Below are 25,065 nucleotides of genomic sequence, written 5' to 3'. Positions count from 1 at the left end.
AATGTTGAGGGGGAGCGTTGCACGGGGGATACAAAAGCGAGCGGCGACAACGGCCGGCATGGCTCCCTCGCACGTCCTCGTCCCGATGGACGGGTCGCCGCTGTCCGACGACGCCCTCGAGCACGCGCTGGAGACGTTCGACTGCCGGGTGACCGTCCTCAACGTCGTGACCTCCCTGGACGAAGGGATGAGCGAGAGCGGGCTGATAGAGACCGACGAGGACCGGCTCGCGGCGGCACGCGAGCGGGCCGAGCGGGTCGTCGAGGACGCCCGCGAGCGGGCCGAAGCGGCCGGCCAGACGGTCGAAACGGCCGTCGAGACCGGCGAACCGGCCGAGACGGTCCTCGAGTTCGTCGAGGACCACGACGTCGACCACGTGGTGATGGGTGGTCACGGCGGCGAGCGGGGGCGGGTCGCGCGCCGCCTGCTCGGCACCACCGCGACGGCCGTCGTCGGCGAGGCGCCGGTCAGCGTGACCGTCGTTCGGTGACTCGGACAGCCTGCTGGCACGCTCTGTCGATACGACCGGACACAGTCGTGCGGTGTGACGGCAGTCCGGCTCTGTTGGAATCCCTAGCACCAGGGAGGAGTGGCGTGCTGAATACGCAGGGTGTATGCAGAAGAGAACACAACTCACCGCTCAGTAGGTCTGGATGTGGGCGACGGTGTCCTCATACTCACTTCCGTCTAACTCCTGCAAGAGATCCCCATCGGCGGTGTAGGCTGTCGCATCTCGTTCGACGGCGAGTGCGACGTAGGCAGCGTCGTAGGCCGTGATGTCAACGGCGGTCGTGACCTCCGCGATGGGGCCGACTGACCCGAACGAGACGAGTTCGATACCGTAGTTGTCGAGCGAGGTTGCGGCCTCGTGGAGCCGCTCGCCATCGTAGTGGCCGCTGTAGTTGAGTGCATTGACCGCCTCGAAGGGCATGAGCGCCGGTGCGCACAGGTCGTGTTTGCCGTTGAGGAAATCGTCACGGAGTGCTCGAGCCTGTTCGTGATACTGTTCGGGAATGTACCACTTGACGACAGTGCTGGTGTCGACGACGACGTCGGCCATCAGGGTCGCTCCCCGCTGTATCGGGTATCACGGAACTCGCGGATCTGTTCTGCAGTGTTCGTCGTCGCCACGTCGTCGGCGTCGATGGCACTGCTCAATCGCTCGCTGGTTGCAACCGCGTGGGCGATGTTCCGCGATTCCAGACTCTGTAGTTCCTCCTTGATGTGGTCACGGAGCACCGCACTCCAGTTTACCTCGTCGTGTTCCTCCATCCGTGCTTTCACCTCGTCGGGGACACGGAAACTGACACTTCCCATGATGTATTACATGTACTACTGTAGTATAAGTCATACGCCGTGTCCGAAGCTGGCTCTACCACAAGTTCAGTCAGCCGACAGACCAGCGACGGCGTACCGGGTCACAGTACGCCGGGATGCTGACTACGCGCCCTCTGTCTTGATACAGCGAGAGAACCCCGCTGTTCACGGCGCGGAGGATGTCGCTATTCCACCAGAGCGAACAGCCCGTTCACTGGACGCCCAGCACCGTCGAGAACGCGGTGTGGACGCCGTAGCCGATGGCGACAGAGGTTACCAGCGTGAGCACCCAGAAGGTGACGGTGACGCCGATCTTCCGGCGGGAGACCCCCGCCGAACCCGCGGCCAGCCCGCCGCCGATGACCCCCGAGATGATGATGTTGTTGAAGGAGATCGGGATGCTCAGCGCGATGGCGGCCTGCGCGATGATAAAGCCCGGGACGAGCGCGGCGATCGAGCGCCGGACGCCGAGCTGGGCGTACTCCCGCGAGGTCGCCTGGAGCAGCCGGGGGGCACCCATCCAGGCGCCGGCGAGGATCCCGACCGCGCCCAGCGAGAGCAACAGCAGGACGTCCAGCCGGAGCTGTTCGACGAAGAGGTTCTGCAGCGGCCCCGTCGCGAGCCCGACCTGGCTGCCGCCGCTGGAGAAGGCCACGATCCCGCCCAGGACGACCAGGAAGGTGCGGATGCCGCGGTCGACCGAGGCCTGCGTGCGCCGGCGGATCGCGACGAAGCCCAGAAGCGCGAGCGCGGCGGTCGCGAGGACCCGTGCCAGGTCCAGTCCCCCGACGGCGGGGAGGCCGGCCACCATCGAGACGTACCCCGCCAGGGAGTTCTGGGCGGCGCCCGGGGGCGCGGGGATGACGCCGAGCTGGATGTTGGCGACGATCCCAGCGACGACGCCCGCGAGCAGCGGCACGCCGACCGTCTCGGGGACGTTCTCGCCCCGCAGCAGCTTCGCCGTGCCGTAGGCCATCCCGCCCGAGACCGGCGGGACGAGGACCCAGAACAGCCCCAGGCGCTGGTAGGTGGCCGTCGCCGGGTCGCCGCCCAGCGAGAGCCCGACGCCGACCATCGCGCCCGTCGTCGCGAACGCCGCCGGAACCGGGTAGCCCGAGTAGACGCCGAAGGCCATGAACATGGCTGCGGTGAGCAGCCCCGCCGTCGCGGCGAGAGGGGTGATCCCGACGGTGTTGATCAGGTCGGCGCCCACGGTCTCGGAGATGGCCCCGCCCTGCGTGACCGCGCCCAGCGCCGCGAGCACGCCGACGACGAAGGCCGCCTGCATCGTCGAGATGGCGTTGGCGCCGATCGCGGGCGCGAAGGGCGGGGAGTTACTGTTCGCCCCCAGTGCCCAGGCCATCCCCAGGCAGGCGAGCGTCGCGAGCCCGACCAGCCCCCAGAAGGCGACCGCCACGTCAGCCCGGCCTCCGGGGAACGGACGGCCGGCACGGCACTGGCGGCCGGGGTGTAGCGGGCGGGCGTCGGCGACCGGGAGCCGTCTGCATACGTCCCCTTCCGGGACCGGCCTCAAAAGCGTTCGCGGGCGGTCGGCGCGTGCCGGGTGCGCTCCGGGCTGGACCGACCACGGGTCCGGACCCGGCCGTTTCATGTGTGCGGGGGTGCCACGCGTGAGCATGCCATCGACAGATTCGGTCCTGCTCGAGATGGACGGCGGCGTCGCCACGATCACGCTCAACGAACCCGACCGGCGCAACGCCCTCTCCGCGGCGGTCCAGTCGGGGATCCGCGAGGCGCTCGAGGAGATCGAGGGTCGCGAGGACGCCCGCGTCGTCGTCTTCGAGGGCGCCGGCGAGGCCTTCTGTGCCGGCGGCGACATCGAGAAGATGCAGGCGTGGCTCGAGGACGACACCCCACCGGCGGAGCGCGCCCGCGAGATCGAGGCGGGAATGTCCCTGATGAAGCGGGTGGACGAGTTCCCGCTGTACACGATAGCCAAGATCGACGGCCCCGCGGTGGGCGCCGGCGCGGTGCTCTCGCTGGCCTGTGACATCCAGGTCGCCAGCGACCGGTCGGTCGTCGGCTTCGTCTTCCGGAACGTCGGCCTCGCGGTCGACAACGGTGCCTCCTACTTCCTCCCGCGCGTCGTGGGGGACAACGTCGCCAAGGAGCTGGCCGCGACGGGCGAACTCGTCGGTGCCGAGCGCGCCGAGGAGCTCGGCCTGGTCAACCACGTCTACCCGGCCGCGGAGTTCGAGAGCGAGGCCGACGCGCTCGTCGAGGAGGTCGCGACCGGGCCGACGGTCGCGCTCCGGCACACCAAGCGGCTCATCGACCGCGGCCACGACGCCGACCTGGAGGACGCGCTCGCCGACGAGGCCATCGCACAGGCCGCCGTGATGGAGACCGACGACCACCGCGAGGGCGTCGAGGCGTTCCTGGAGAAACGCGAGCCGGAGTTCGAGGGGCGGTGAGGCGGGTCGCGCTGTGACGGGACGCACGCCGGGCGAGCCTCCGCGTGCGGGTCGCCGGCCGTTCACTCCCCGTCGGCCGGCCCGGGTCCCCGGCGGGCCTCGACCACATCGAAGTCGTCGTCGAGCACGATGTCGAGCGTCTCGCTGTCGACGGTGACTGTGACTTCGAGGCGGAGCGGGTCGAGGCTCCGGACGGTCTCCTCGTAGGCCAGCTCGGGCGGCGTCTGCCAGAGAGCGATCGACCGGTAGTCGATACCCGCGTCGTGCAGCAGGGAGACGACGGCCGGGTGGTCGAGGACGAAGACCGCTGCCGAGGTGTGCGAGATACTACCACACGACTGACATACGTGGACAACCGCGACCGAGCCCTCGGACGGGCCGTCGGTCAGGGAGTCGGCGACGCGTGCCCCGACCGGACCGTCACAGAGATTACAGAAGCCACGGACCAGCCGCTGCATCTCCGTCAGCGTGAACTGCTGGAGGAGGTCGGGGTTCGCCCCGACGTCCTGCGTCCCGACGACGACCGGCGGCACGTGCATGACGGTCCGGAGGTCACAGGTGTCACAGGCGACGGTGACGTGGCCGTCCTCGTAGCTCGCCTCGAGCGTCCCGGTGCAGTCCGACACCGTACACGCGCCCATCTCCGCGGCCTCAAGGTCGGCGTCGGTGTCGGTGTACACCCCGGAGACGGCCGCTCCGACGACCTGGGCACCCGCGTGCGTCAGCACGTAGCCGCCCTCGCGGTGCTGGACGAACTCCGGGACGAGCTTGTCGAGGTGGTAGTTGAACTGGCCCGAATCCGCGACCCCCACTCGCTCCCTGAGCGTCGAGAACGCCACCGGATCCGACCGCGGCCCGTCGACCTCCTCCGGGTTCGCGGTGTGTTCGTCCCACAGCGCCCGGAGGATGGCGATCCGGGTCTCGTTGGCGACGACGCCGAAGACCTCGTCGAGGTCGGCGCCGAGGCTCGGTTCGTGCATACCACGCTATGCTTTCGCCCGACCAATCAGGCTGTCGACGGTCCGCCGGCGCCGACACGCAGGTCGCGGCTGCTCGGCTCGGGAGTCCCGTGGCTACTCGGCGCGGGACTCCCGGGGCTGGCCGTCCAGGGAATAAAGTCAAGTCACTCACACGTCTCGGGCCAGACATGGAGACCGAAGACACCACAAGCCGGGAGGGACGCACTCACGACTTCGCTCGCCCGCTCCCGGAGTACGTCGACTGGGTCGCGGCCGTACTCGTCGCTCTCGGCGGGCTCGGCCTGGCCATCGGGGGCAGCGCGCTGTCGTTCGTCGTCGACCGCGGGCTGCTCGAGGAGGGGGTCCGGTCGGGCCAGGTTACTGTCGTCTTCCTCGAGAGGGAACTGACCGATGCGGAGGCGCTCGCGGTGGCCGAAGCCGTCGTGGACTGGACCGGGATCGGGCTGCTCGTCACCGGCATCGGGCTGGTGGCCTTCGCGGTCGGCTACGTCGTCGTGCGCCACCGCGCCCACGGGCGGGCGACCCCCGACCAGCCCCCGGACTCGAGCCGGGCCTACGCGGTCGCCGGCGCGGTCGCGACGGGAGTGCTCTCTTTCGTCCCGCTCTCGCCGCTGCTCGGCGGCGGGCTCGCGGGCTACCTCGAACACTACGACGGCGGCCGGTCGGTTCGGGTCGGCGCGCTCGCCGGCTTCCTGGCGATGGTGCCGGGCGTGTCGATCCTGCTCTTCGTCGCCGTCGGGCTGTTCACGGGCATGTCTGCAGTCCCGGCCGCGGGCCTGGAAGTGGTCGTCCTCCTGGCGATGGTGCTCGTGGTGCTGTTCGTCGCCGCCTACGGGGCCGGCCTCGGCGCGCTGGGCGGGTACATCGGCCGGCGCCTGGCCGAGAGCGACGGGTAGTCCGGAGTCTGAATGGGGGCTCGCTCGTCACGTCCGTTCCTCGCAGAGTGGGTTCGGGCGGTTTCGAACCGGATGGAGACGGTCGGCCTCGCTTCACTCGGCCGCTGCGACTCCCGGGGTGGCGAAACCGCGGCCCACCCGCTCGTCACGTCCGTTCCTCGCAGAGTGGGTTCGGGCGGTTTCGAACCGCCGACCTCGGCCTTGTAAAGGCCGCGTCATAGCCAGCTAGACCACGAACCCGCACCCGAACCAAGTCCGCCCGAGCGAATAATCCTTGCCCTTCGGAGGCCCGCTCTTCGGAAGGCTTAGGCCCTGGCTGTCCCACCTGCCGGCATGGACACCCGCCAGGCCGTGAGCGCGACCCTCTTTCTCGCCGCGGGTGTGGTTCTGCTGCTGACGCTCTTTCCCGGCCTGCTCGTCGGCGACCCCGGCCCCTACGAACGGACCACGGTGACGGCCTACAGCGCGAACGGCACCGAACTCGCGACCGTCGACGTCCGGGTCGCGGACACGCAGACGAAACGGCGGGTCGGGCTCAGCGAGACGGACTCGCTGGCCCCGGACGAGGGGATGCTGTTCGTCCACGAGACCGAAGCCGTCCACCCCTTCGTGATGTCCGGCCCGCGGGAGGACATGTCCTTCCCGCTGGACATCGTCTTCGTCGACTCCAACGGCACCGTGACCACCATCCACCACGCCGCCGTCGACGCCTCCGGCCGGTTCGAGGGTCGGGCGAAGTACGTGCTGGAGGTGAATCGGGGGTGGGCCAACCGCACCGGCCTCGAGACCGGTGACACCGTCGAGGTACCGCCCGACCTGCAGGCACGGTAACACGCTTTCGCGGCCGTCCCGGAGCACCACGCCCGCGGCACCGACACGAGTGTCGCGCTCGTGACACCGACGGTAAGTGGCTGCCGCTGTTACGGCCCGCATGGCCGATGGTCGGGCCGGCAGGTGGAGCCGGCGGGAGGTGCTCGCGGGAGTCGCGGTCGGCGCGAGCGCCGTCGCCGGCTGTGCGGACAGCCCCGGGAGCCGGGCGCCGGCGGAAACCGGACCCGACCCCCCGGACTCGACCGCGACGCCCACCAGGGAGCCGACGGACCGGAACAGCGAGACTGAGACGGAGACGGCGACAGAGACGGAGGCCGACGACGGCTACGAGCGGACCACGGTAACGGCCTACGACGCGAACGGCACCGAGCTCGCGACCGTCGACGTCCGGGTCGCGGACACGAGCGCCAAGCGCTACACCGGCCTCAGCGACACCGACGCACTCCCCCCCGACGAGGGGATGTGGTTCGTCCACCCCGAGGAGGGTCGGCAAGCCTACGTGATGCGGGGAATGTCGTTCCCGCTCGACATCGTCTTCGTGGACGCGAACGGCACCGTCACTCGGATCTTCCACGCCGATGTCGCGGAGACCGGCGCCCCCTACAGGGCACGGGCGAAGTACGTGCTGGAGGTGAATCGGGGGTGGGCCAACCGCACCGGCCTCGAAACGGGCGACCGGGTCGAGCCGGCCTGAACGCCGTCGTACGGGCGCGAGCCGCGTCGCCGTGGCCCGGATCCCGACGTGTTTTTGCGTCCGGAGAGCGATATGGCGGTGTGGATATCGACGCCGGCCCGGATTCGGACGCCTTCGAGGAGGAGCGGGAGGCCGTCAACCGGCCGATGTGGCGGCTGTTCACCGAGTACGGCGGCGACCGGAAGGGCTACTTCGCGGTCGGCCTGGTCAGCAGCATCCTCGCGCGGGTGCTCGACCTGCTGCCGCCGCTGTTGCTCGCGGTCGCCATCGACTCCGTCTTCCGCAACGAAACCGGCTTCAGCATCTTCCTGGTGCCCGAGTCGTGGCTGCCGACGACGCAGTCGGGCCAGCTGTGGCTCACTGCCGGGATCATCGGCGCGGCCTTCCTCGGCGCGGCGGTCTTCCACTACACCCGCAACTGGGGGTGGAACCGCTTCGCTCAGGGGGTTCAGCACGACATCCGGACGGACACCTACGACAAGATGCAGCGGCTGAACATGGACTTCTTCGCCGACAAGCAGACCGGCGAGCTGATGTCGGTGCTCTCGAACGACGTCAACAGGCTCGAGAAGTTCCTCAACGACGGGATGAACTCCGTCTCCCGGCTGGTGGTGATGGTGCTGGGTATCGCGGTCATCCTCTTCGCGATGAACTGGCAGCTCGCGCTGGTGGCCCTGCTCCCGGTGCCGCTGATCGCCATCTTCACCCGGAAGTTCATCCAGATCATCCAGCCCAAGTACGCCGAGGTCCGGTCGACGGTCGGCTCGCTGAACTCCCGGCTTGAGAACAACCTCGGCGGCATCACCGTCATCAAGAGCTCGAACACCGAGCCCTACGAGTCCGAGCGGGTCGACGACGTCTCGCAGGACTACTACGACGCCAACTGGGACGCCATCCGCACCCGGATCACCTTCTTCCCCGGACTGCGCCTGCTCGCCGGACTGGGCTTCGTCGCCACCTTCCTGGTCGGCGGGCTGTGGGTCTTCGAGGGCCGGGTCAGCGAGGGGCAGTTCGTCGCCTTCATCCTCTACACCCAGCGCTTTATCTGGCCGATGGCGCAGTTCGGCCAGGTCATCAACATGTACCAGCGGGCCTACGCCTCCGCCGAGCGCGTGTTCGGCCTGATGGAGACTCCCAGCCGGATCGCCGAAGGACCCGACGCGACCGAACTCGAGGTCGAGGACGGACACGTCGAGTACGAGGACGTCACCTTCGGCTACGACCCCGAGGAACCGATCCTCGAGGACGTCAGCTTCGAGGTCGAGGGCGGCGATACGGTCGCGCTCGTCGGGCCGACAGGCGCGGGCAAGTCGACGGCAATCAAACTCCTGCTCCGGCTCTACGACGTCGACGAGGGCACGGTCCGGGTCGACGGCACCGACGTCCGGGAGGTGTCGGTACCCAGCCTCCGGAAGGCGATGGGCTACGTCGGGCAGGAGACCTACCTCTTCTACGGCACGGTCAGGGACAACATCGCCTACGGGCTGCCCGACGCCGACGACGATGACATCGTGGCCGCGGCGAAGGCCGCCGAGGCCCACGACTTCGTCACGAACCTGCCGGACGGCTACGACACGATGGTCGGCGAACGAGGCGTGAAGCTCTCCGGCGGGCAGCGCCAGCGAGTGGCCATCGCCCGCGCCATCCTCCAGGACCCGGAGATCCTCCTGCTCGACGAGGCCACCTCCGACGTCGACACGGAGACCGAACTCCTGATCCAGAAAAGCCTCGACCGGCTGACCGCCGACCGCACCACGCTGGTGATCGCCCACCGGCTCTCGACGGTCAAGGACGCCGACCAGATCGTCGTCATCGAGGACGGCCGCGTCGTCGAGCGGGGGACCCACGGGGACCTGCTCGCGGAGGACGGCCTCTACGCCAACCTCTGGGCGGTCCAGGCCGGCGAGATCGACGACCTCCCCGAGGAGTTCGTCGAGCGCGCCAGCCGCCGCCAGGCCGAGGCCACGCCCGACGCCGACGACTGACGCGGAGCCTGCACATTCTTTGGGGCCGCCGCGGTAGGGCGGGTATGCACCTCGCGGAGACGACGTGGACCGACGCCGAGAAGGACGCGGACGTGGCGCTGCTCCCGGTCGGCAGCACCGAGCAACACGGCCCCCACGCCCCCCTCGGAACGGACACGCTGGCCGCCGAGGCCGTGGCCGCCCGCGGGGCCGACGCCTACGACGGCGAGGCCGTCGTCGCGCCCGCCGTCCCCGTCGGGGTCAGCGAGGAACACCGCCACTTCGCGGGCACGCTGTGGGTCAGCCCCGACACCTTCCGGGCGTACGTCCGCGAGACCGTCGAGAGCCTCGCGCACCACGGCTGGGACCGCGTCGTGGTGGTCAACGGCCACGGGGGCAACGTCGACGCCCTCCGGGAGGTCGCCGCCCGGCTGACCCGCGACGGCGTCGCCTACACCGCCCCGTTCACCTGGTTCGACGCCGTCGACACCGACCTCGGAATGGGTCACGCCGGACCCATGGAGACGAGCCTCCTGCTCGCGACCCGGCCCGAGCTCGTCCGCGAGGGGCGGCTGGAGGAGGCGGCCGCCGGCGGTGCGGCCCGGTGGGGGGAGTGGGAGGCGGGCGTGAATCTCGCCTACGACAGCGCCGAGTTCTCCGGGAACGGCGTCGTCGGCGACCCCCGGGAGGCGAGCGAGCAGCAGGGGGCGGCCCTTCTGGACGCCGCCGGCGAGGGACTCGCGGCACTCATGGGTGTCGTGGTAGACCGCGAGTGGGAGCAGAAGGGAGAGTAGCGGGAAGCGGGGTCAGGCTTCCGCCTCGGCCTCGTCGGCGTCGCTTTCGGCGTCGGCCCCGTCATCGGCGCCCTCCTCGAGGGAGCTTTTGAGCTGGGGGAGCGTGCTGGTGAGGTCGGTGACCTGCTCGCGGGCGTCCTCGATGTCCTCGACCAGCTCCTCGACGGCCTCGATGTCGGCGGCGAGGTCGTCGGCGTCCTCGAAGGCGTCGGCCCGCTCGCCCATCGTGTACCACTTCTTGGCGTCCCGGAGGTGGTCGCGGGCGTCGCCGACGTCGAGGGCGGTCTTGAGCCCGTTGAGCGCGCCCAGCGTGTTGTCGGCGTCGGTCTCCCAGACGTCGTCCGCGGCCGGCAGCGCCCCGCGGGCCGCCGAAAGCGACTCCTCCACGTCCTCGCGCATCTCCGATGCCGCTTCGCCGAAGAGGTCGTCGTCGTCGAGCGTCGACTGTGACATACCCGGACTTCGCCCGCTGTGGGGTTAAATCCGCGCCCGAAACTGAAAGTGAAACCGAACGACACCGCCCCGCCGGCACAGCGGCGCCGGCGTCACGCCCGCTTTCGCACCGAGCGGACCTCCATCAGCGGGTAGCCGTCGGCCATCGCCATCCCGGCGACCACCTCGACCCCCTCGCAGGCGATGTGGATCTCGGCCTCGAAGAAGCGGCCGGTGAGCTCGGTGTACTCCGCCGGCCCCTCCGCGACCGCCTCCGCCAGCGCGTCCTCGCGGACGTCGACGGTGACGGACTCGCAGTGGGGCTGGTTCTCGATGGCCTCCTCCATCGCCGCGGCCAGCGAGGGGGCGCTCGCGGGGCTGACGGGCGTGCCCGCGAACTGGTGGTACAGCGAGCCGAACTTGATGCCGGCCTCGAAGCAGGCGACCTGCGGGTCCGTGGGGTCCGCGCCGTCGGCGGTGTCGCTCATGCTCCCGTCTCTCCCGGCGGACACAACTGCCCGTCGGTCCCGGCAAAGCCAGGGGCCCGAAGGAGGCCGCCCGGGCGTCGGCTGCGGAAAACCGCTGGCTACTTATCGGCGGTGGACGTGGGTACACCCGAATGGACGAGCCGGTTCTGCTCACGGGCGCGGGCGGCCACGTCGGGCGGGCGATCCTCGAGGGGCTCGGCGACGCCTACGACTGGCGGTTGCTGTACCACAACCCCCCGGCCGAGGAGCCCGACCACCCCTACTGGACCGGCGAGGTCGAGGACCCGGCCGACGTCGCCCCCGCCGCCGAGGGCGTCGGCGCCATCATCCACCTCGCGGGCGACCCCCGACCCAGCGCCCCCTGGGACAGCGTCCTCGCGAACAACATCGACGGCACTCACACCGTCTACGAGGTGGCCGTCGAGGAGGGCGTCGAGAAGGTGGTCTACGCCTCCTCGAACCACGCCGTCGGCGCCTTCGAGACCGACGAGCGCACCCCGGAGATGTACCGCGCCGACGACGGCTTCCTGCTCGACGGCACCGAACTCCCCCGGCCGGGCAACAAGTACGGCATCTCGAAGGTCGCGGGGGAGGTCATCGGCCGCTACTTCCACGACAGCCACGACCTCTCGGTCTGTAACATCCGCATCGGCAACCTCAACGAGGACCACCCGCCCGTGGACTACGAGCGCGGCCAGGCGATGTGGCTCTCGATGCGGGACTGCGCGCACATCCACGAGCGCGCGCTCGAGGCCGAGTACGGCTACGAGATCGTCTACGGCATCTCGGACAACGACCGGAAGTACTACAGCCTGGAGCGCGCGAAGGAGGCCCTCGGCTACGAGCCACGGGACAACTCCGCCCACTGGGACGGCACCGAGTACGTCGGCCCGCGGGACTGAGCCGCCGCTTTTCGCCGGCGGGCAGCGGTCGGGCTGCGCCGCCCCGCAGGTCAGACCTCGTAGGCCGCCACGCTCCCGCCGCAGGCCGGACACGCGGGTCGGTCCCGCCGCAGGTTCGTCCCGCACCGTCGACACTCGTAGTGGACTGACCCCCCACTCGTGGGGAGCAGGTCGAGCACCCCCATTCGGATCACCCGGGAACTGCTACCGGGCTCCCTGGTAAAGTTTGGCACCGCCTACGCTACGTCACGGACAGCTATTTCCCCCCGTCCCGCGAGTCGCCGGCATGGACACCGAAGACGAGGTCAGGCAGTTCGTCCACGACTACGGCGAGGTCTTCTCGACCGCCGACCCCGAGGCCATCGCCGCCCACTTCCACGAGCCGGCGATGCTCGTCGGCGGGCGGGTCCGCGTGCTGGAGACCCGCCAGGACGTGCAGGCACTGTTTACCGCGGTGCTGGACGGGCTGGTAGAGCGGGGCTACGACCGCTCGGCGGCCGACGAGGTCGCGGTCGAGGCGGTCGGCGAGGACCGCGCACGGGCGCGGGTCCAGTGGGTTCGCTACACCGCCGACGGGGTGCTCGAGCGGCTCACCACGACCCACGTCTTCCGGCGGACGGACGACGGCTGGAAGATGGTCGTCCTCATGCCCCACGGCTGACGGCCGGGCGCGGCCGCTGGACCGCGGTGGAGCGCCGGGGGATTCGCTACCCGTCGCTCCGGTCGACCTGCTGGACGTCCAGCGCGTCGTCGACGACGAGCGTGCAGTCGTCGCCGTCGACGGTGTAGGTCACGGCCGCCCGGAGGGGGTCGCGCTCGCGGATTCGGGCGCGGTCCGGGTCCCAGGCGACCAGTTCCCACTGCGTGCGCTCGCGGATGTCGACCCCGCGGTCGTAGTGGAAGCTGACGACGGCCGGGTGGTCGGCCAGCGCCGTGCCGAGGTCGGCCGTGGGTTCGGTCCCGCAGCGCCGACACCGGTAGGTGACCAGCGGGAACTCGTCGTACCACTCGGGATAGTCCGCGAGGTCGGCCGGGTCGTCGACGAGGCGCGCTCCGGGGACGACCGACGAGTCGAGCCGTCCCTCGCAGTACCAGCAGAAGCCGTTGGCGAGCTGGCTGTAGATCGTCCGGAAGTAGCGGTCCGCGACCGCCGGTACCTCCTCGCGGTCGTAGCTGGCGAAGACACCGGGCGGAACGTCGGTCGTCGCGTGCAGCGCACACGAATCACACTCGACAGTGACCCGCTCGTCCTCGTAACGCAGCCGACGGTCGCCGCCACAGGACGGGCAGGCCTCAGACGGTTCGAGTGGGTCGAACGAGCCCGTCATCGTGTACGCTCCGCCGTCGACCGCGCCGTTTATCTTGCGGCCGGCGAGCGTGAGCGCGTAGCCGGCCTCGGTCTCGGCGACGAAGCGGCCGGCGAGCTTGTCGAGGTGGTAGTTGAACTGTCCGGAGTCAGCCATTCCGACCGCCTCCCGGAGCTCCGAGAATGCCATCGCCTCGTCAGCCTCCCACAGCGCCCGGAGGATGGCGATGCGGGTCTCGTCGGCCAGGGCGGCGAAGGCGTCCTCAGGGTCGGCCGTCTCGATGGGCTCGATACCGCTCATACCCGCGGTGTCCGTCGACAGCGGTATATGCGTACCGAACAGGGAGGGGACGGGCGTGGAGGCGGAGAGCCTGGAGGGCCGCGGCGTCAGGGGGAGTCAGGGCGGCAGCGGGGGCGTGGAGGGAGGGGACACCGGGAGTCAGTCGGCGGCGCGGGCGTCCGGGTCGACGCCGCGGTCCGCGTCGGCACCGACACCGGCGGCGGTGCGGCCGGGGGCCCGGGACCGCACCACGGTCCGCGCCAGGGAGACGACGACGGCGGCCAGCCCAGCAACGGCCAGGCCGGCACCGACGACGACGGGGGCGGTCAGCAGACCGAGCCCGACGGCGAGGACAGCCAGATAGCCGACGAGGCCGGCGGGCGTCGATCGACGGTCGTTCGGGCGATTCGACGGGCGAACAGTCGGGGAGCGTGTCTGGCTCATCGTATCTGTACGAAGACCCCCCATCACCATAAGTATAATCTGAAGAACATTTCTGTAGACGGAGTTACTGAAATTCTCTTCACCTGGACGCGTCTGCCGTGGTGGCGACGCGGGCGCCGGTCGGCGGGCGTTCAGTAGCCGTCGGCGGTCGGGCTGTAGTCCCGCACCGACACGTCTTCGAGGACGAGCGCGTCGGACTCGACGGCTCCCTTCGGCGGCCGGTAGCTGCCGGCGGCGAGCGTGGCGTCGACGAGCGCCTGCGTCTCGGCGCGGACCGCCATCGCGTCGGCGACGGCGCCGACCGGATGCGTGGCACAGTAGACGCCCTCGATCTCCCAGGAGTGGTCCTCGTAGCAGGACAGCGCGACCGTCACCGGGTCGCCGGCCCCGAGTTCCGCTCCGCAGGTCCGGCAGCCGACCGCCGCGGCGCCGAAGTCCTGCTTGACCGCGAGGCTCTCGACGACCAGCCCGGTGAAGGCCTCGGCGAGCGCCTCCTCGGCGAGCGGCGGCATCGCCCGGGAGTAGGGGCGTCTCCCGTTTATACCACGCGGTGCGGGCGCCGCCCACCGACTGCCCGACCGGTCGTCGCCGCTGCGTCGACCGTCGCTGCCCCGCCGGGCTCACTCGAAGAGACCGGAGACGTCATCCTCCCGGCTGCGGCGCCGGGCGACGTGCTCGGAGAGGCGCTGGAAGATGATCCCCCGGTTGTCGGCGTCGCGGACGAAGTCGAACACGAGCGGCACGAAGGGGCTGCCGGTCGCCCCGCCCTCGGCGTCGGCGCGGGCGTACGCGGCGGCGCGCTCGACAGTCTCCTCGTCGTAGCCCTCCTCCTCGGCGAGCACCGCGGCGGCGACGCAGGTCGCCTCCAGGTCCAGGTCCTCGGGCGTGAGTCGCTGGCCGCCGTGGCGAAGCGAAAGCGGGTCCCGGTCGTCGAGGAGGGCGGGGTCGGCCGCGAGGGCTGCGAGGAACTCGCGGACCTCGGCGACGTTGACCCCGCGGTAGTCGTCGGACAGGTCCGCGAGGTACTCCCGGGCGCTTTCCGCGAGGCCGGTCGCCCCCGAGTCGTTGCCCTCCGTCGCGTGGTAGACGGCCGCGGTGAACTGGATCAGGCCGTGGAGAAAGCGCTCGTCGGCGGTGCCCGACTCAAGGTCGAGCCAGTGGTCCTCCCAGGCGTCGTGGGCGGCGTGGTACCCCCCGGCGTTGTAGATGGCGACGCCGGCCCGGAGGTGTGCGTCCATACCCGGCCTCGGGGCGGCGCGGGCAAAAGTCCCACTCCGGGTCGACCGCTCTCGCTCCTGGCTCCAGAGCCGGGAGGGCCAAAGAGCCGTTTGGGTGAGCGTCACCGTTATTCACCGCGCGGCACAAGCAGGGCCAACACGCCGCCCTGAACATGGCAGAGGACACAGAGTTCGGGACGGAGACGTCCCGGGAGTACGTCCGCGTGCTGCTGGTCGCCTGCTGTCTGCTCGCGGTGGTCGTCGCCGGGACGGTCGTGCCGGCGCTGTCGACCGGCGAGGGCGACGGCGTCGCCGGGAGCCCCATCGAATCGACGTTGCCCGACGGCGCGGTCGCCGGCGGGGGCGCGGAGCTTCCGGACGGGGGCTCCGGCGGGCCCGACGCGGGCGACGGTGCCAGTAGCCTCGGGGCACTGAGCCCCGGCTCCTTCGCCGGCGTCGGCGGCCCCGTCAACGAGAACGCCTTCCGCTCGCAGGACGCGACGACCCACTTCACCGTCCGCAGCGCCGAGCCGGCCTACTGGCGGACCGGCGCCTACGGCGAGTACGCCGGCTCCGGCTGGCGCCGCGCGGGCGGGACCACCCCTTACGAGGGGCCGGTGCCGGGAACCAGCGCGAACGGAAGCCTGACGACCTACGAGGTGACGCTGAACCGGTCGGCGACGGCGCTGCCGACGGTCTGGCGGCCCCGGACCGTCGAGGGCGTCGACGACCTCGCCGTCACCGACCGCCGGGCACTCCTGCCGGCCGACCGCCTCGACCCGGGGACGACCTTCACCGGCACCAGCGACCGCCCGCTCCGCGACCCGGCGGTACTCCGGTCGACCGGGCGTGACTACCCCGACGACATCGAGGAACGCTACACCGCCCTCCCCGACAGCGTCCCCGACCGGGTCGGGGAGTTCACCGACGACCTCACCGCCGACGCCGACAGCCCCTACGAGACCGCACAGACCGTCGAAGCGTGGCTGGAGGAAAACAAGGAGTACTCGCTGAACGTCTCCCGCCGGAGCGAGAACATCGCCGACACCTTCATCTTCGAGATGGAGCGGGGCTACTGCGAGTACTACGCCACCTCGATGGTCGTGATGCTGCGCTCACAGGGAGTGCCCGCCCGTTACGTCGTGGGTTACTCGACGGGCCAGCAGGTCGCCGAGAACACCTACCAGGTCCGCAGCCTCAACGCCCACGCCTGGGTCGAGGTCTACTTCGAGGACGTCGGCTGGGTGAAGTTCGACCCCACGCCCGGCGGCGCCCGGCTCCAGAGCGAGCGGTCGGCCGTCGAGGACCAACAGCCCGGCACCGACTACGACCCCAGGGAGGAAGGGAGCCCCGGAGAGACGTTCACGCCCGGCGGCATCGAGGTCGACCCCGACCCACTCGAGCCCGAGGGGCCGACCCGCCGGACCGACAGCGGGGTGCGGGTCGCGCTGGACCGCCAGCCCGTCCCCGGCGCGACCGTCGAGGTGACCCTCACCGAAAACGCCTCGGCGGTCTCGGGGGCGCGGGTGCTGTTCAACGGCGAGGTCGTCGGTGTCACCGACGCGAACGGCTCGCTCATCGCGACCGTCCCCTACACCGAGCGCCTGGAGGTCGAGGTCGAGACGCCGGACCGGAACGTGGTCTTCGTCGACCAGCCGCCGAACGCGACCAACGCGACGGCCGACGGCGGAACCGGCGGGGACGGAACGGCCGCCATCGGGACCCCTGCCGCGCTCGGCGCCGGCCCGTCGGGCACGCCCGGGCAGCCCCTGTTCACGGTCGGACCGGGGCTGAACGCGGTCACCTACCCCGTCGAGACGAACGCCACGGTCCGCGTCACCGGCCAGCCCCGCGCCGGCGGGACCGTCACCGTGGTCGCCACGGTCGGCCGGTTCCCCGTCCGTGACGCGGTGGTCCGCGTCGGCGGCGAGGCCGTCACGCGGAGCGAAGTCAACCAGACCGCCGCGGGCGATGACGTGACTCTCGTCGGCGGCGAGACCGTCGTGCGGACCGACGTCGACGGCCGCGCGGAGGTGCCCCTGCCCGAGGAGCCCGGCAACGTCACCGTCGCAGTCGAGCGCGGGCCGGTGAGCGGCGAGACGACAGTCCGCGTGCCGGCGCTGTCCGTCGACGTCGAACCGACCGCGCCGCTGGCGCTCCCGCTGACCGAGGCGACGGTCACCGCTCGGTTGGGTGGCCAGCCACTCGCCGACGCACCGGTCTCCGTCGGCGGGGAGCGGGTCGCCACCACCGACGAGAACGGGACCGCAACCGTGACCCTCCCGGTCTCGGGCAGCGCCACGGTGACCGTCAGCGACGGGCCGCTGACCGCCGACGGGACCGTCGACGACCTGCTTCTCAATCTCCTGCTCGTCGTGGTCGGGCTGGCGGCCGCGGTCGGCGGGCTCGTCCTGGGCGCCGGACGGCTCGGTCACGGGCCGCGCGGCCTGCTGGCGCTCGCCGGGCGGCTACCCGCCCTGGCGGTCAGGTACGCCCAGCTCGCGCTCGTGCTGGTGGCGACCCAGGGCGGGGACCTGCTCCGGGCCGGACTCGCCAGCCTCCGGCACGCGCTGGGAGCGCTGGCCGACCTCCTCGGGGGCCGGGCGAGCGCAGCCGACCTCCGGGCACGACTGCGGACGTGGTACCGGGAGCGGCGGCCGGGGCAGGCGCCCCACAGTGGCGCCGTGGCCGCGGGCGGCGCGAACGGGGATCGGGTGACCGTCCGGGCGGCCTGGCGGCGGCTGGTCGATGGACTCAGCGTCCGGCGCCCGGAGACGAAGACGCCCGGCGAGCTCGCCGCCCACGCGGTCGAGCGCGACGGGCTCCCGGCCGACGCCGTCCGCACGCTCCGGGACACCTTCCGGGAGGTGGAGTACGGCGCCCGGGCCGCCGACGACCGGCTCGGTCGGGTCCAGTCTGCGCTGGCGGCGGTCGAGCGGGCGAGCGACCCGGACGCCGACGCGACGGCGGGCACCGGCAGCCGTGGCGCGGCCGGCGACGGGACGGCCGCGGACGGCGGGACGACGGCAGGCGAGCCGGACGGGACCGCCGGCGGGAGTGAGGCAGCCGCGGACGCGGCCGGGGAGGGAGAGTAATGCGGCCCCGGAGCCTGCTCGGACTGCTCGGCGCGGCGCTGGCACTCGCTGGCGCGGTGGCCGTCTTTCTGCCGGGGGCCCTGCTGTCGGTCGGGCCGGTCCGGCGGGCCGTCGAGGCGGCCGGCGGCGTCGAACCGACCGCCGCGGTGCTGCTGGCGAGCGGCGTGACGGGGCTGTATCTCGCCGTCGCGGCGCGCTCGGGCGGGTCGGGACGGGCCGCGTCGCCCGAGGACCCGGCCGACCGCCGGTTCGCAGCCGCCGCGGAGACGCCGCCGGAAGCCGTGACCGCCGACCGCCGCCGGCTGGCGGGGGCCGACCTCGACGCGGTCGTCGACCGGGCGAGCGCGACTGGGGGGGCCGCACTCCAGGAGGCCCGCGGAGCGCTCGCCCGGACGGCGGCGGACGCCTACGCCGAGTACGCGGGTCTCGACCGCGAGCGGGCGCGCGAGGCCGTCCGCGCGGGCACCTGGACCCGCGACCCCGTCGCCGCCGCGTTCCTGGCAGGCGAGGGCGGACCCGAGCCCGGACTCGGCGCCCGGGTCCGGCTGTGGCTGGTTCCCGAGCGCGAGCGGGCGCGCCGCGTCGAGCGGACCGTCCGGGCCATCGAACGCCTGGGGGGGCGGGCGTGAGCCGGGTTCGCGTCCGCCGGTGGACGGTCGGGCTGGTGGCCACCCTGACACTGCTGAGTGTCGGCCTGCTCTACGCCTCGTCGACGCTGCTGGCCGGGGCGGCGGTCCCGCTGGCCTACGTCCTCTACGGGTCGCTGTCGGGCCTCCCCGAGGGGGCGAGCGTGCGCACGGCCCGAACGTTCGACCGGTCGGACCCGGCGCCGGGCGAGGCTGTCGGCGTCGAACTGACCGTCACGAACACCGGCGAGCGGGTGCTGCCCGACGTGCGGGTCATCGACGGTGTTCCCGACGAACTGGCGGTCACAGCGGGGTCGCCGCGGGGCTGTGTCGCGCTCCCGCCGGGCGGGTCGACGACCCTCACCTACGAGGTCGTCGCCAAACGCGGCGCGTACGACTTCGCCGAGCCAGCCGTGCGGCTGCGGTCGACCGCGGGCAGCGAGCGGGCCACCGCGGAGGTGGCCGCCGAGGGCGACCGCCGTCTCGTGGGAACCAACGCGGTCCGCGAGCTCCCGGTCGACGACGCCGCGCTCCCGCGGGCGGGAACGCTCCCGACGGACGCCGGGGGCAGCGGCCTGGAGTTTCACGCCACCAGGGAGTACCGTCCCGGCGACTCGATGACCCGCGTGGACTGGCGCCACTACGCGAAGACCGGCGAGTTCGTCACCGTCCAGTACCGCGAGGAACGGGCCGCCCGGACGGTGCTGGTCGTCGACGCCCGGCCGGTCGGGCGGGTGACCGGCGCGCCCGGCTACCCGACCGGGGCCGAACTCGCCGCCTACGCCGGCCAGCGCCTCTACGACGCCCTCGAGACCGCAGGGGTCGTCCCCAGCGTCACCGCGGTCGGCCTCGAAACGGAGGGGATGGACGGGCTGGTCGGCCCCGACGGGCTACCCTGGGTCGACAGCGACGACCGCAACCGGACGGCTCACGCCGAGCGACTGTTCCGGGCCGCCGGGCAGGTCGGGGAGCGCGGAACCGCCGAGGAACCCCCCACGACAGTCGTCGCCGACGGGGCTGGCGGGGCGAGCGGCACGACCGGACAACCTGTGGCCGGCGCGGCGGATAACGCCGGGCCCGACGACCCTCCCGACCCCGACGACGAACTCACGAACCGGCTGCTGGCCCGGCTTCCCCCGAACGCCCAGGTCGTCGTCTGCACACCCCTGGTCGACGGCTGGCCGGTCGAGTTCTGTCGGACACTCTCCGCCCGGGAGTATCCGCAGGTAGTCCTCAGCCCGGACGTCACCGGCGGCCGGACGGTCGGCCAGCGCGTCGGCAGCCTCCGGCGGGGCCTTCGCCTGCGGACGCTCGAACGGACCGGCGCGACGGTCGCCGGCTGGGACCTCGGACAGCCGATCGACCACGCACTCCGGCGTTCGCTTCCCCACCTGCTCCGATGACCACGGCACCCGACCCCCGGAACCACGGCGTCGCTCGCCGCCAGGAAGAGCACCAGCTCCCGACGCGGACCAGCGTGGCGATCGTCCTCCTGGGGACGGTCGGGCTGGTCGCCGTGCTGCTCGGTCGCGTCGGCCCTGCGCTCGTTCCTGCCCTCGTAGGTATCGGAGGGGCGCTGTCGCTCGCCGGTGGCTTCTGGGCGGTCTCCAGCGAGCGATTCCGGACGGTCGGCCAGGTCGCCGGCGGGCTGCTCGCCTTCCCGGTGGGTGTCGGGTTCGTCGTCGGAACCGTCGGGACGGCACTCGTGCTCGTGGAGGTGTACTTCCCGGTTCCGGATGCGGGACTGATCGCCGTCAACGCACTGCTTCTGGTCAGCCGGCTCGGTATCGTCGTCGGCTGCGTGCTCGCGACCCTCGGGGCCGTGCTCGGCATCCGGAGCGTCGTCGACCCGGCGACGCTGTCGCGGTACTACTGGACGGTCCTGAGAACCGGGACGGTCCCGCTCGCCGTCACGGCCACCGCGGCCGGCGGGGCGGTCCTCTCTGAGTTGCGCCCCGGAGCCGCCGGCGTCACGCCCGCAGGAGTGGCCGCCGGGCTACTCGGGTGGCTGGCCGCACCCGGCCCGGGCCTGCACGTCGCCAGCTTCTTCCTGGCGGTCTCGGTGGCGGCGATGGCGGTCAGGGCGGCCGTCGACTCCCTGCCGGTCGCCGAGCTGGTCGCCGACAGCGGCGCCGGCGAGCCAGGGGCCCGCCGGGTCAGGACGGTCAGACAGTGGCTGCTGTACGCCGGGGTCGCCACCCTCGGGCTGGCGCTCGCCGGCCTGTACGTCGACGTCCAGTTCCGCACGCCCGCCCGGCTGGCAGCGGCGGTCGGTCCCGGTATCGCCGCCCCGCTCGCCGGGCTGACCGGCGCGGCCGTCCTGCGGGCGCCCCTGGTCGCGGTCGGGCTCGCCGCAGCCGTCGCGGTGTCGGTCACGTGGGCGCTCCGGCGGGTCGCCCGGATGTCGCTGACGGCCGCGGCCAGGCGGGCCGGTCCCGTCCTCGTCGGGGGCGTGCTCGCGCTCGGTGCGCTGGCTCTCGCCGGCCCGGCCTTCGACCGGCTGGTGGCCGCGGTCGCCGGGCGGCTCCCCTCCGTGTTCGCCACCGAGTTCCGCGAGGTCGCCGGGTCGGTGGAGGTCTTCTACGGCCCCGGGACGGTCGTGCTCGGGGCGATGACCGCCTGCCTCGTCGTCGCCGGCCTGCTCGTCCTCGCTGCCCGGCTGTTGCTGTGGCTGGGGTACCTCTCCCGCCGGCGGGCGGGGTTTGCGCTCGCGAGCGCCGGCCTCTTTCTCGCGACCGTCTTCGCGGGCACGCTCGAGACGCCGGCGCCGCTGGTCTTCGGCGGGCTGGTGGTGAGCCTGCTGGTCTGGGACGCCGGCGAGTACGGCACGACGCTCGGCGAGGAGGTCGGCCGGCGGGCCCGAACCCGTAGCGGCGAACTCGTCCACGTGGGCGCGACGCTGGCAGTGGGCCTTGCCGGCGCCGGCGCGGCGCTGGCGGCGCGGGCGCTGCTCGCCAGTCGGTCGGTCGACCCCTCGCCGGCCGTGACCGCCGGCCTCGTGGCCGCCCTCGCCGGCGCTCTCCTGCTCGTCGCCGCGCTCCGGTGACTACCGGTCGGTATCCTGCCGCGCGCCGTCGCCGCCGGGGGCGCGCTCGCGACTCCCTGGCTCCCCGCGGCCCGGCTGGCCGCCGCGTGCTCCGGACTGGTCCCGGGCCGACCGGGTCCCGTCGCCGCGCTGTCGCGGTTCGCCGCGGCCGCCGGCGCCCGTCGGCTGCCGGGACTGGTCGGCGGAGCGGCCCCCGGACCCGGGGACGGGGACGCCGTCGAGCACGTCCGCGAGCACCGTCTGCCGGTTTGCGCCCCGGACGCTGGCGTCGGCAGTCAGCACCAGCCGGTGGGTGAACACCGGCTCGACCACCCGCTTGATGTCGTCCGGGACGACGTAGTCCCGGCCGTCGATGACCGCCCGGGCGCGGGCGGCCTCGAACAGCCGCTGGATGCCCCGCGGGGAGACGCCGACCTCGACGCGGTCGTCCGCGCGGGTCGCCCGCCCGAGTTCGACCACGTAGTCCCGCAGCCGGCCGTCCACGTCGACTGACTCGGGGACCCGCTGGAGCGCGGGCACCTCCTCGCTACCGAGGACCGGCTCCGCGGAGGGGGCCTGCGTCGTCCGGTCGGCCCGGCGGTCGATCAGCTCGCGCTCGCCGGCGAAGTCGGGGTAGCCCATCGCCGTCTTCACCATGAAGCGGTCACGCTGGGCCTCCGGCAGCCCGAAGGTCCCCTCCTGCTCGACGGGGTTCTGCGTGGCGATGACGAAAAAGGGGTCGGGCAGGTCGTGTGTCTCGCCGTCGACGGTGACCTGTCCCTCACCCATCGCCTCCAGCAGGGCCGCCTGGGTCTTCGGGGGCGCGCGGTTGATCTCGTCGGCCAGGACGACGTTGGCGAAGACGGGACCGGGCGAGAACTCGAACTCGCCGGTGGCCTCGCTGTAGACCGTCGAGCCCGTGATGTCCGCGGGCAGGAGGTCGGGCGTGAACTGGATCCGGTGAAAGGAGAGGTCGAGCGTCCGGGCGAACGAGCGGGCGGTCAGCGTCTTGCCGGTGCCGGGGACGTCCTCGAGCAGTACGTGTCCGCGGGCCAGAATACCCGTCAGTACCGTCTCGAGGAAAGCGGTGTCCGCGACGACGGTCCCGCCGACGGCGTCGAGCACCCGACGGCAGGCCGCTCCGGCATCCTCGTGTTCCATACTCGTGCCCGGGGCCCCGCGGTGAAAAGTCCTGCCCGCGGCGGCAGTCCGGCGAGCCGATTTCGGCCGCTGAGCGGCTGAAACGCGTTCGAGAGGCTGATCCGTGTGTACAATCGCCGTTTGAGTCTACGCCGCCTATTAGCCGGTGTGAGATAACGGGGCATGCATGGGACTGTCGAGGCATCTCGTGGTCGCCGGGCTCGTCGCCGTCCTCGTGGTGGCCGGTGCGGGCGCCGCGCTGGTCGGGCCGGAACCGCCGCGGGCGACGTCCGACGCCGAGTGGTCGACGCCCGGCGCTGGGAACGGGACAGCGACCGGGGTCAGCTACTTCGACGGCGAGGCGGAGTTCAGGGAGTACGTCCAGGCCAGCCAGCGCCTCGGCTCCGGCGGCGCGCCCGTCGCGCGCGCCAGCGGCGCAGCCGGCGGTGGCGACGGCGGAGGCGGGGATGCGGTCGCCGAACAGGACGCGACGGTCGAGACGACCGGGGGGACTGCCACGGCGGCCGACACCGGAGGGGGCGGCGCCGACACCCGCGTCGGGACGACCAACGTCCAGGTCGCCGGCGTCGACGAGCCGGACCTGGTCAAGACCGACGGCGAGCACTTCTTCTACGCGCCCCGGGAGCGCTACCGCGTGGTTCGGACGACCGCAGTTTCGGGCGACGGCGTCGCCAGACCCGAACCCCGCAAGCAGCCCAACACGACGGTCATCGACATCGGCGACCCGGCGGCACCCGAGGTCGCCGCGGAGATCAACGAGAGCGGGCAACTGCTCCAGACCGGCGACAGCCTGGTCGTCCTCGCTCCCGACGAGCTCGTCGGCTACGACATCAGCGACGCGAGCGCGCCCGAGCGGGTCTGGTCGCACCCGCTGAACGGCTCGCTGGTGGCCGCGCGGCTGGCCGACGACCGGCTCTACGTCGTCACGGCGAACGCGGTCGACCCCGCCGACCCCTGCCCCGTCGAGCCGCTCGGCGGCGCCGCTCCGGTGACGTGTACCGACATCGCCCACCCCGAGACGCAGATCCGGGCCGACGCCACCTACACCGTGGCCGCGATGGACCCCGCGACCGGTGCCGTCTCGAACGCGACGGGCCTGGTCGGCACCCGGGCGAACACCGTCGTCTACGCCGACGGCGAGGACCTCTATCTGACCTACACCGAACGGACCGACCGGACGGCGGTCCTGACCGACTACCTGCTGGCCTCCGACGTGCTCCCCGGGCCGGTGAAAGCCGAGGTGGCGATGATCCGCGACACCCAACCCCGCGACGAGCAGTGGCGCGCGGTCGCCGAGCGGGTCAGGGAGTACGCCGAGCGCTCCGACCGCGAGGAGCGGGCGGTCTACCGCGAGCTCAGCGACGGGCTGCGGGAGTATCTGGGCGAGCGCAAGCGCACCCTCACCCGGACCGGCGTCGTGCGGGTCGAACTCGGCGGACGGCTCGAGGTTGCCGCCCACGGGAGCGTCCCCGGCGAGCCGCTGAACCAGTTCTCGCTGTCGGCCCACAACGGCACCCTCCGGGTCGCCACCACCATCCCGGGCTACGGCAGCGCCGAGAGCGAGAACGACCTCTACACGCTCGAGGCCGAGTCGCTCGACCGGCAGGGCTCGGTGACGGGCATGGGCGAGGGTCAGCGCGTCTACGCCGTCCGCTACGTCGGCGAGACCGCCTACGTCGTCACCTTCCGGCAGGTCGACCCGCTGCACGTCGTCGACCTCTCCGACCCGGAGGAGCCCGTCGAGCGCGGCACGCTGGAGCTGCCGGGCTTCTCGACGTATCTCCACCCCATCGACGACGACCACGTGCTGGGGGTCGGCGAGGAGGACGGCCGCGTCAAGGCGGTCCTGTTCGACGTCTCCGACCCGACCGACCCCGTCGTCGACGACAACCTCCGGCTGGAGGCGGGCTGGTCGGCCGTCGCCGGCAGCCACCACGCCTTCACCATCGACCGCAGACACGAGGTGTTCGTCCTCCCGGCCGGCCAGCAGGCGCTTGCCGTCGACTACACGGACAGCAGCCTCGACGTCGAGCGCCGGGTCGAGACTGCGGAGCCCGTGACCCGCGCCCGCTACGTCGGCGACCACCTCTACGTCTTCGCCGGGCGGACCGTGACCGTCCTCGACGAGCGCGGCTGGGATATCGTGGAGAAGCTGCCGGTCTGAGGCGAGGACGCGCC

At 72.1% G+C, this 25,065-nt stretch carries 25 protein-coding genes, 1 tRNA gene and 1 pseudogene; 14 read left to right on the top strand and 13 right to left on the bottom strand.

From position 1 onward, the window contains the following. Positions 1-58: 58 nt before the first annotated feature. Positions 59-490, top strand: a complete 432-nt coding sequence (locus tag GN153_RS15970) for a universal stress protein (RefSeq protein ID WP_159904545.1) — start codon at positions 59-61, stop codon at positions 488-490. 150 nt (positions 491-640) lie between these two features. Here GN153_RS15970 and GN153_RS15965 read toward each other — a convergent pair whose 3' ends face one another. From GN153_RS15965 to GN153_RS15955, 3 genes are all read right to left on the bottom strand, one after another. Next, positions 641-1,060, bottom strand: a complete 420-nt coding sequence (locus GN153_RS15965; RefSeq protein ID WP_159904543.1) for a type II toxin-antitoxin system VapC family toxin — start codon at positions 1,058-1,060, stop codon at positions 641-643. Continuing rightward, on the bottom strand, positions 1,060-1,317 hold the full coding sequence (locus tag GN153_RS15960; protein ID WP_159904541.1) for a hypothetical protein: 258 nt from the start codon (positions 1,315-1,317) through the stop codon (positions 1,060-1,062). The genes GN153_RS15965 and GN153_RS15960 overlap by 1 nt, the downstream gene beginning before the upstream one ends. A 211-nt stretch (positions 1,318-1,528) precedes the next feature. Then, on the bottom strand, positions 1,529-2,680 hold the full coding sequence (locus GN153_RS15955) for an inorganic phosphate transporter (protein WP_159905061.1): 1,152 nt from the start codon (positions 2,678-2,680) through the stop codon (positions 1,529-1,531). A 274-nt stretch (positions 2,681-2,954) separates the two neighbouring features. On the opposite strand from GN153_RS15955, the gene GN153_RS15950 reads away from it, so the two are divergent. After that, a complete protein-coding gene (locus GN153_RS15950) occupies positions 2,955-3,752 on the top strand; it encodes an enoyl-CoA hydratase/isomerase family protein (RefSeq protein ID WP_159904539.1) in 798 nt (265 codons plus the stop codon). 62 nt (positions 3,753-3,814) lie between these two features. Here the strand turns inward: GN153_RS15950 and GN153_RS15945 are convergent, their stop codons facing one another. Continuing rightward, positions 3,815-4,732 carry a DUF7351 domain-containing protein gene (locus tag GN153_RS15945; protein ID WP_159904537.1) on the bottom strand — a complete coding sequence of 306 codons (918 nt, stop codon included), beginning with the start codon at positions 4,730-4,732 and terminating at the stop codon, positions 3,815-3,817. 167 nt (positions 4,733-4,899) lie between these two features. Between GN153_RS15945 and GN153_RS15940 the strand changes: the two genes are divergently transcribed. Next, complete coding sequence (locus tag GN153_RS15940) at positions 4,900-5,628, top strand: DUF5518 domain-containing protein (RefSeq protein WP_159904535.1); 729 nt, start codon at positions 4,900-4,902, stop codon at positions 5,626-5,628. Between the two features lie 166 nt (positions 5,629-5,794). Here the strand turns inward: GN153_RS15940 and GN153_RS15935 are convergent. After that, positions 5,795-5,868 (bottom strand) — tRNA-Val (locus GN153_RS15935). A gap of 93 nt (positions 5,869-5,961) precedes the next feature. On the opposite strand from GN153_RS15935, the gene GN153_RS15930 reads away from it, so the two are divergent. The 4 genes from GN153_RS15930 to GN153_RS15915 all read left to right on the top strand — a co-directional run bounded on the left by GN153_RS15930 (position 5,962) and on the right by GN153_RS15915 (position 9,911). Next, entirely contained in the window at positions 5,962-6,459 is a 498-nt protein-coding gene (locus GN153_RS15930; protein ID WP_159904533.1) for a DUF192 domain-containing protein, read from the top strand. Between the two features lie 100 nt (positions 6,460-6,559). After that, positions 6,560-7,153 carry a DUF192 domain-containing protein gene (locus GN153_RS15925; protein WP_159904531.1) on the top strand — a complete coding sequence of 198 codons (594 nt, stop codon included), beginning with the start codon at positions 6,560-6,562 and terminating at the stop codon, positions 7,151-7,153. Between the two features lie 80 nt (positions 7,154-7,233). Beyond that, positions 7,234-9,138: an ABC transporter ATP-binding protein gene (locus tag GN153_RS15920; protein ID WP_159904529.1), complete on the top strand. Its 1,905-nt coding sequence runs from the start codon at positions 7,234-7,236 to the stop codon at positions 9,136-9,138. 44 nt (positions 9,139-9,182) lie between these two features. Next, positions 9,183-9,911, top strand: coding sequence for a creatininase family protein (locus tag GN153_RS15915; protein WP_159904527.1), 729 nt, complete (start codon positions 9,183-9,185; stop codon positions 9,909-9,911). 12 nt (positions 9,912-9,923) lie between these two features. Here the strand turns inward: GN153_RS15915 and GN153_RS15910 are convergent, their stop codons facing one another. Together GN153_RS15910 and GN153_RS15905 are read right to left on the bottom strand one after the other, a co-directional pair. Further along, positions 9,924-10,364 carry a DUF5790 family protein gene (locus GN153_RS15910; protein WP_159904525.1) on the bottom strand — a complete coding sequence of 147 codons (441 nt, stop codon included), beginning with the start codon at positions 10,362-10,364 and terminating at the stop codon, positions 9,924-9,926. Positions 10,365-10,456: 92 nt separating this feature from the next. Beyond that, on the bottom strand, positions 10,457-10,831 hold the full coding sequence (locus GN153_RS15905; protein ID WP_159904523.1) for a dihydroneopterin aldolase family protein: 375 nt from the start codon (positions 10,829-10,831) through the stop codon (positions 10,457-10,459). A gap of 131 nt (positions 10,832-10,962) precedes the next feature. Here GN153_RS15905 and azf point away from each other — a divergent pair, with 131 nt between their 5' ends. After that, positions 10,963-11,733: an NAD-dependent glucose-6-phosphate dehydrogenase Azf gene (gene azf, locus GN153_RS15900; protein WP_159904521.1), complete on the top strand. Its 771-nt coding sequence runs from the start codon at positions 10,963-10,965 to the stop codon at positions 11,731-11,733. Between the two features lie 50 nt (positions 11,734-11,783). Here the strand turns inward: azf and GN153_RS15895 are convergent, their stop codons facing one another. Beyond that, positions 11,784-11,927 carry a hypothetical protein gene (locus tag GN153_RS15895; protein WP_159904519.1) on the bottom strand — a complete coding sequence of 48 codons (144 nt, stop codon included), beginning with the start codon at positions 11,925-11,927 and terminating at the stop codon, positions 11,784-11,786. Between the two features lie 92 nt (positions 11,928-12,019). Between GN153_RS15895 and GN153_RS15890 the strand changes: the two genes are divergently transcribed. Then, complete coding sequence (locus GN153_RS15890; RefSeq protein ID WP_159904517.1) at positions 12,020-12,394, top strand: DUF6841 family protein; 375 nt, start codon at positions 12,020-12,022, stop codon at positions 12,392-12,394. A 46-nt stretch (positions 12,395-12,440) separates the two neighbouring features. Here the strand turns inward: GN153_RS15890 and GN153_RS15885 are convergent, their stop codons facing one another. The 4 genes from GN153_RS15885 to GN153_RS15870 form a co-directional block, all read right to left on the bottom strand. Next, entirely contained in the window at positions 12,441-13,340 is a 900-nt protein-coding gene (locus GN153_RS15885; protein ID WP_159904515.1) for an ArsR/SmtB family transcription factor, read from the bottom strand. A gap of 138 nt (positions 13,341-13,478) precedes the next feature. Next, positions 13,479-13,763: a hypothetical protein gene (locus GN153_RS15880; RefSeq protein ID WP_159904513.1), complete on the bottom strand. Its 285-nt coding sequence runs from the start codon at positions 13,761-13,763 to the stop codon at positions 13,479-13,481. A 131-nt stretch (positions 13,764-13,894) separates the two neighbouring features. After that, positions 13,895-14,275: a hypothetical protein gene (locus GN153_RS15875; protein WP_159904511.1), complete on the bottom strand. Its 381-nt coding sequence runs from the start codon at positions 14,273-14,275 to the stop codon at positions 13,895-13,897. Positions 14,276-14,383: 108 nt separating this feature from the next. Beyond that, complete coding sequence (locus tag GN153_RS15870; protein WP_159904509.1) at positions 14,384-15,001, bottom strand: DUF309 domain-containing protein; 618 nt, start codon at positions 14,999-15,001, stop codon at positions 14,384-14,386. Positions 15,002-15,153: 152 nt separating this feature from the next. On the opposite strand from GN153_RS15870, the gene GN153_RS15865 reads away from it, so the two are divergent. From GN153_RS15865 to GN153_RS15850, 4 genes are read left to right on the top strand one after another with little or no spacing between them, the layout of a single operon-like run. Further along, a complete protein-coding gene (locus tag GN153_RS15865; protein WP_159904507.1) occupies positions 15,154-18,075 on the top strand; it encodes a transglutaminaseTgpA domain-containing protein in 2,922 nt (973 codons plus the stop codon). Further along, positions 18,075-18,704 carry a DUF7269 family protein gene (locus tag GN153_RS15860; protein ID WP_159904505.1) on the top strand — a complete coding sequence of 210 codons (630 nt, stop codon included), beginning with the start codon at positions 18,075-18,077 and terminating at the stop codon, positions 18,702-18,704. Before GN153_RS15865 ends, GN153_RS15860 begins: the two co-directional genes overlap by 1 nt. Next, positions 18,701-20,104 (top strand): DUF58 domain-containing protein, encoded by a 1,404-nt coding sequence (locus GN153_RS15855; RefSeq protein WP_159904504.1) that lies wholly within the window; start codon positions 18,701-18,703, stop codon positions 20,102-20,104. Before GN153_RS15860 ends, GN153_RS15855 begins: the two co-directional genes overlap by 4 nt. Next, the gene (locus GN153_RS15850; protein WP_159904503.1) at positions 20,101-21,747 is read left to right on the top strand and encodes a DUF7519 family protein; all 1,647 of its coding nucleotides are present in this window, start codon (positions 20,101-20,103) and stop codon (positions 21,745-21,747) included. Before GN153_RS15855 ends, GN153_RS15850 begins: the two co-directional genes overlap by 4 nt. 201 nt (positions 21,748-21,948) lie before the next feature. Here the strand turns inward: GN153_RS15850 and GN153_RS15845 are convergent. Next, positions 21,949-22,887: pseudogene (locus tag GN153_RS15845) on the bottom strand (AAA family ATPase); the annotation flags it as partial. Between the two features lie 166 nt (positions 22,888-23,053). Here GN153_RS15845 and GN153_RS15840 point away from each other — a divergent pair. After that, the gene (locus GN153_RS15840) at positions 23,054-25,051 is read left to right on the top strand and encodes a beta-propeller domain-containing protein (RefSeq protein ID WP_159904501.1); all 1,998 of its coding nucleotides are present in this window, start codon (positions 23,054-23,056) and stop codon (positions 25,049-25,051) included. The last annotated feature ends 14 nt before the right edge of the window (positions 25,052-25,065 follow it).

Source organism: Salinirussus salinus (assembly GCF_009831455.1).
GTDB classification, from domain to species: Archaea; Halobacteriota; Halobacteria; order Halobacteriales; family Haloarculaceae; genus Salinirussus; species Salinirussus salinus.
Note: the sequence above shows the minus strand (reverse complement) of the source record. Positions and strands in the feature narration are given on the sequence as shown.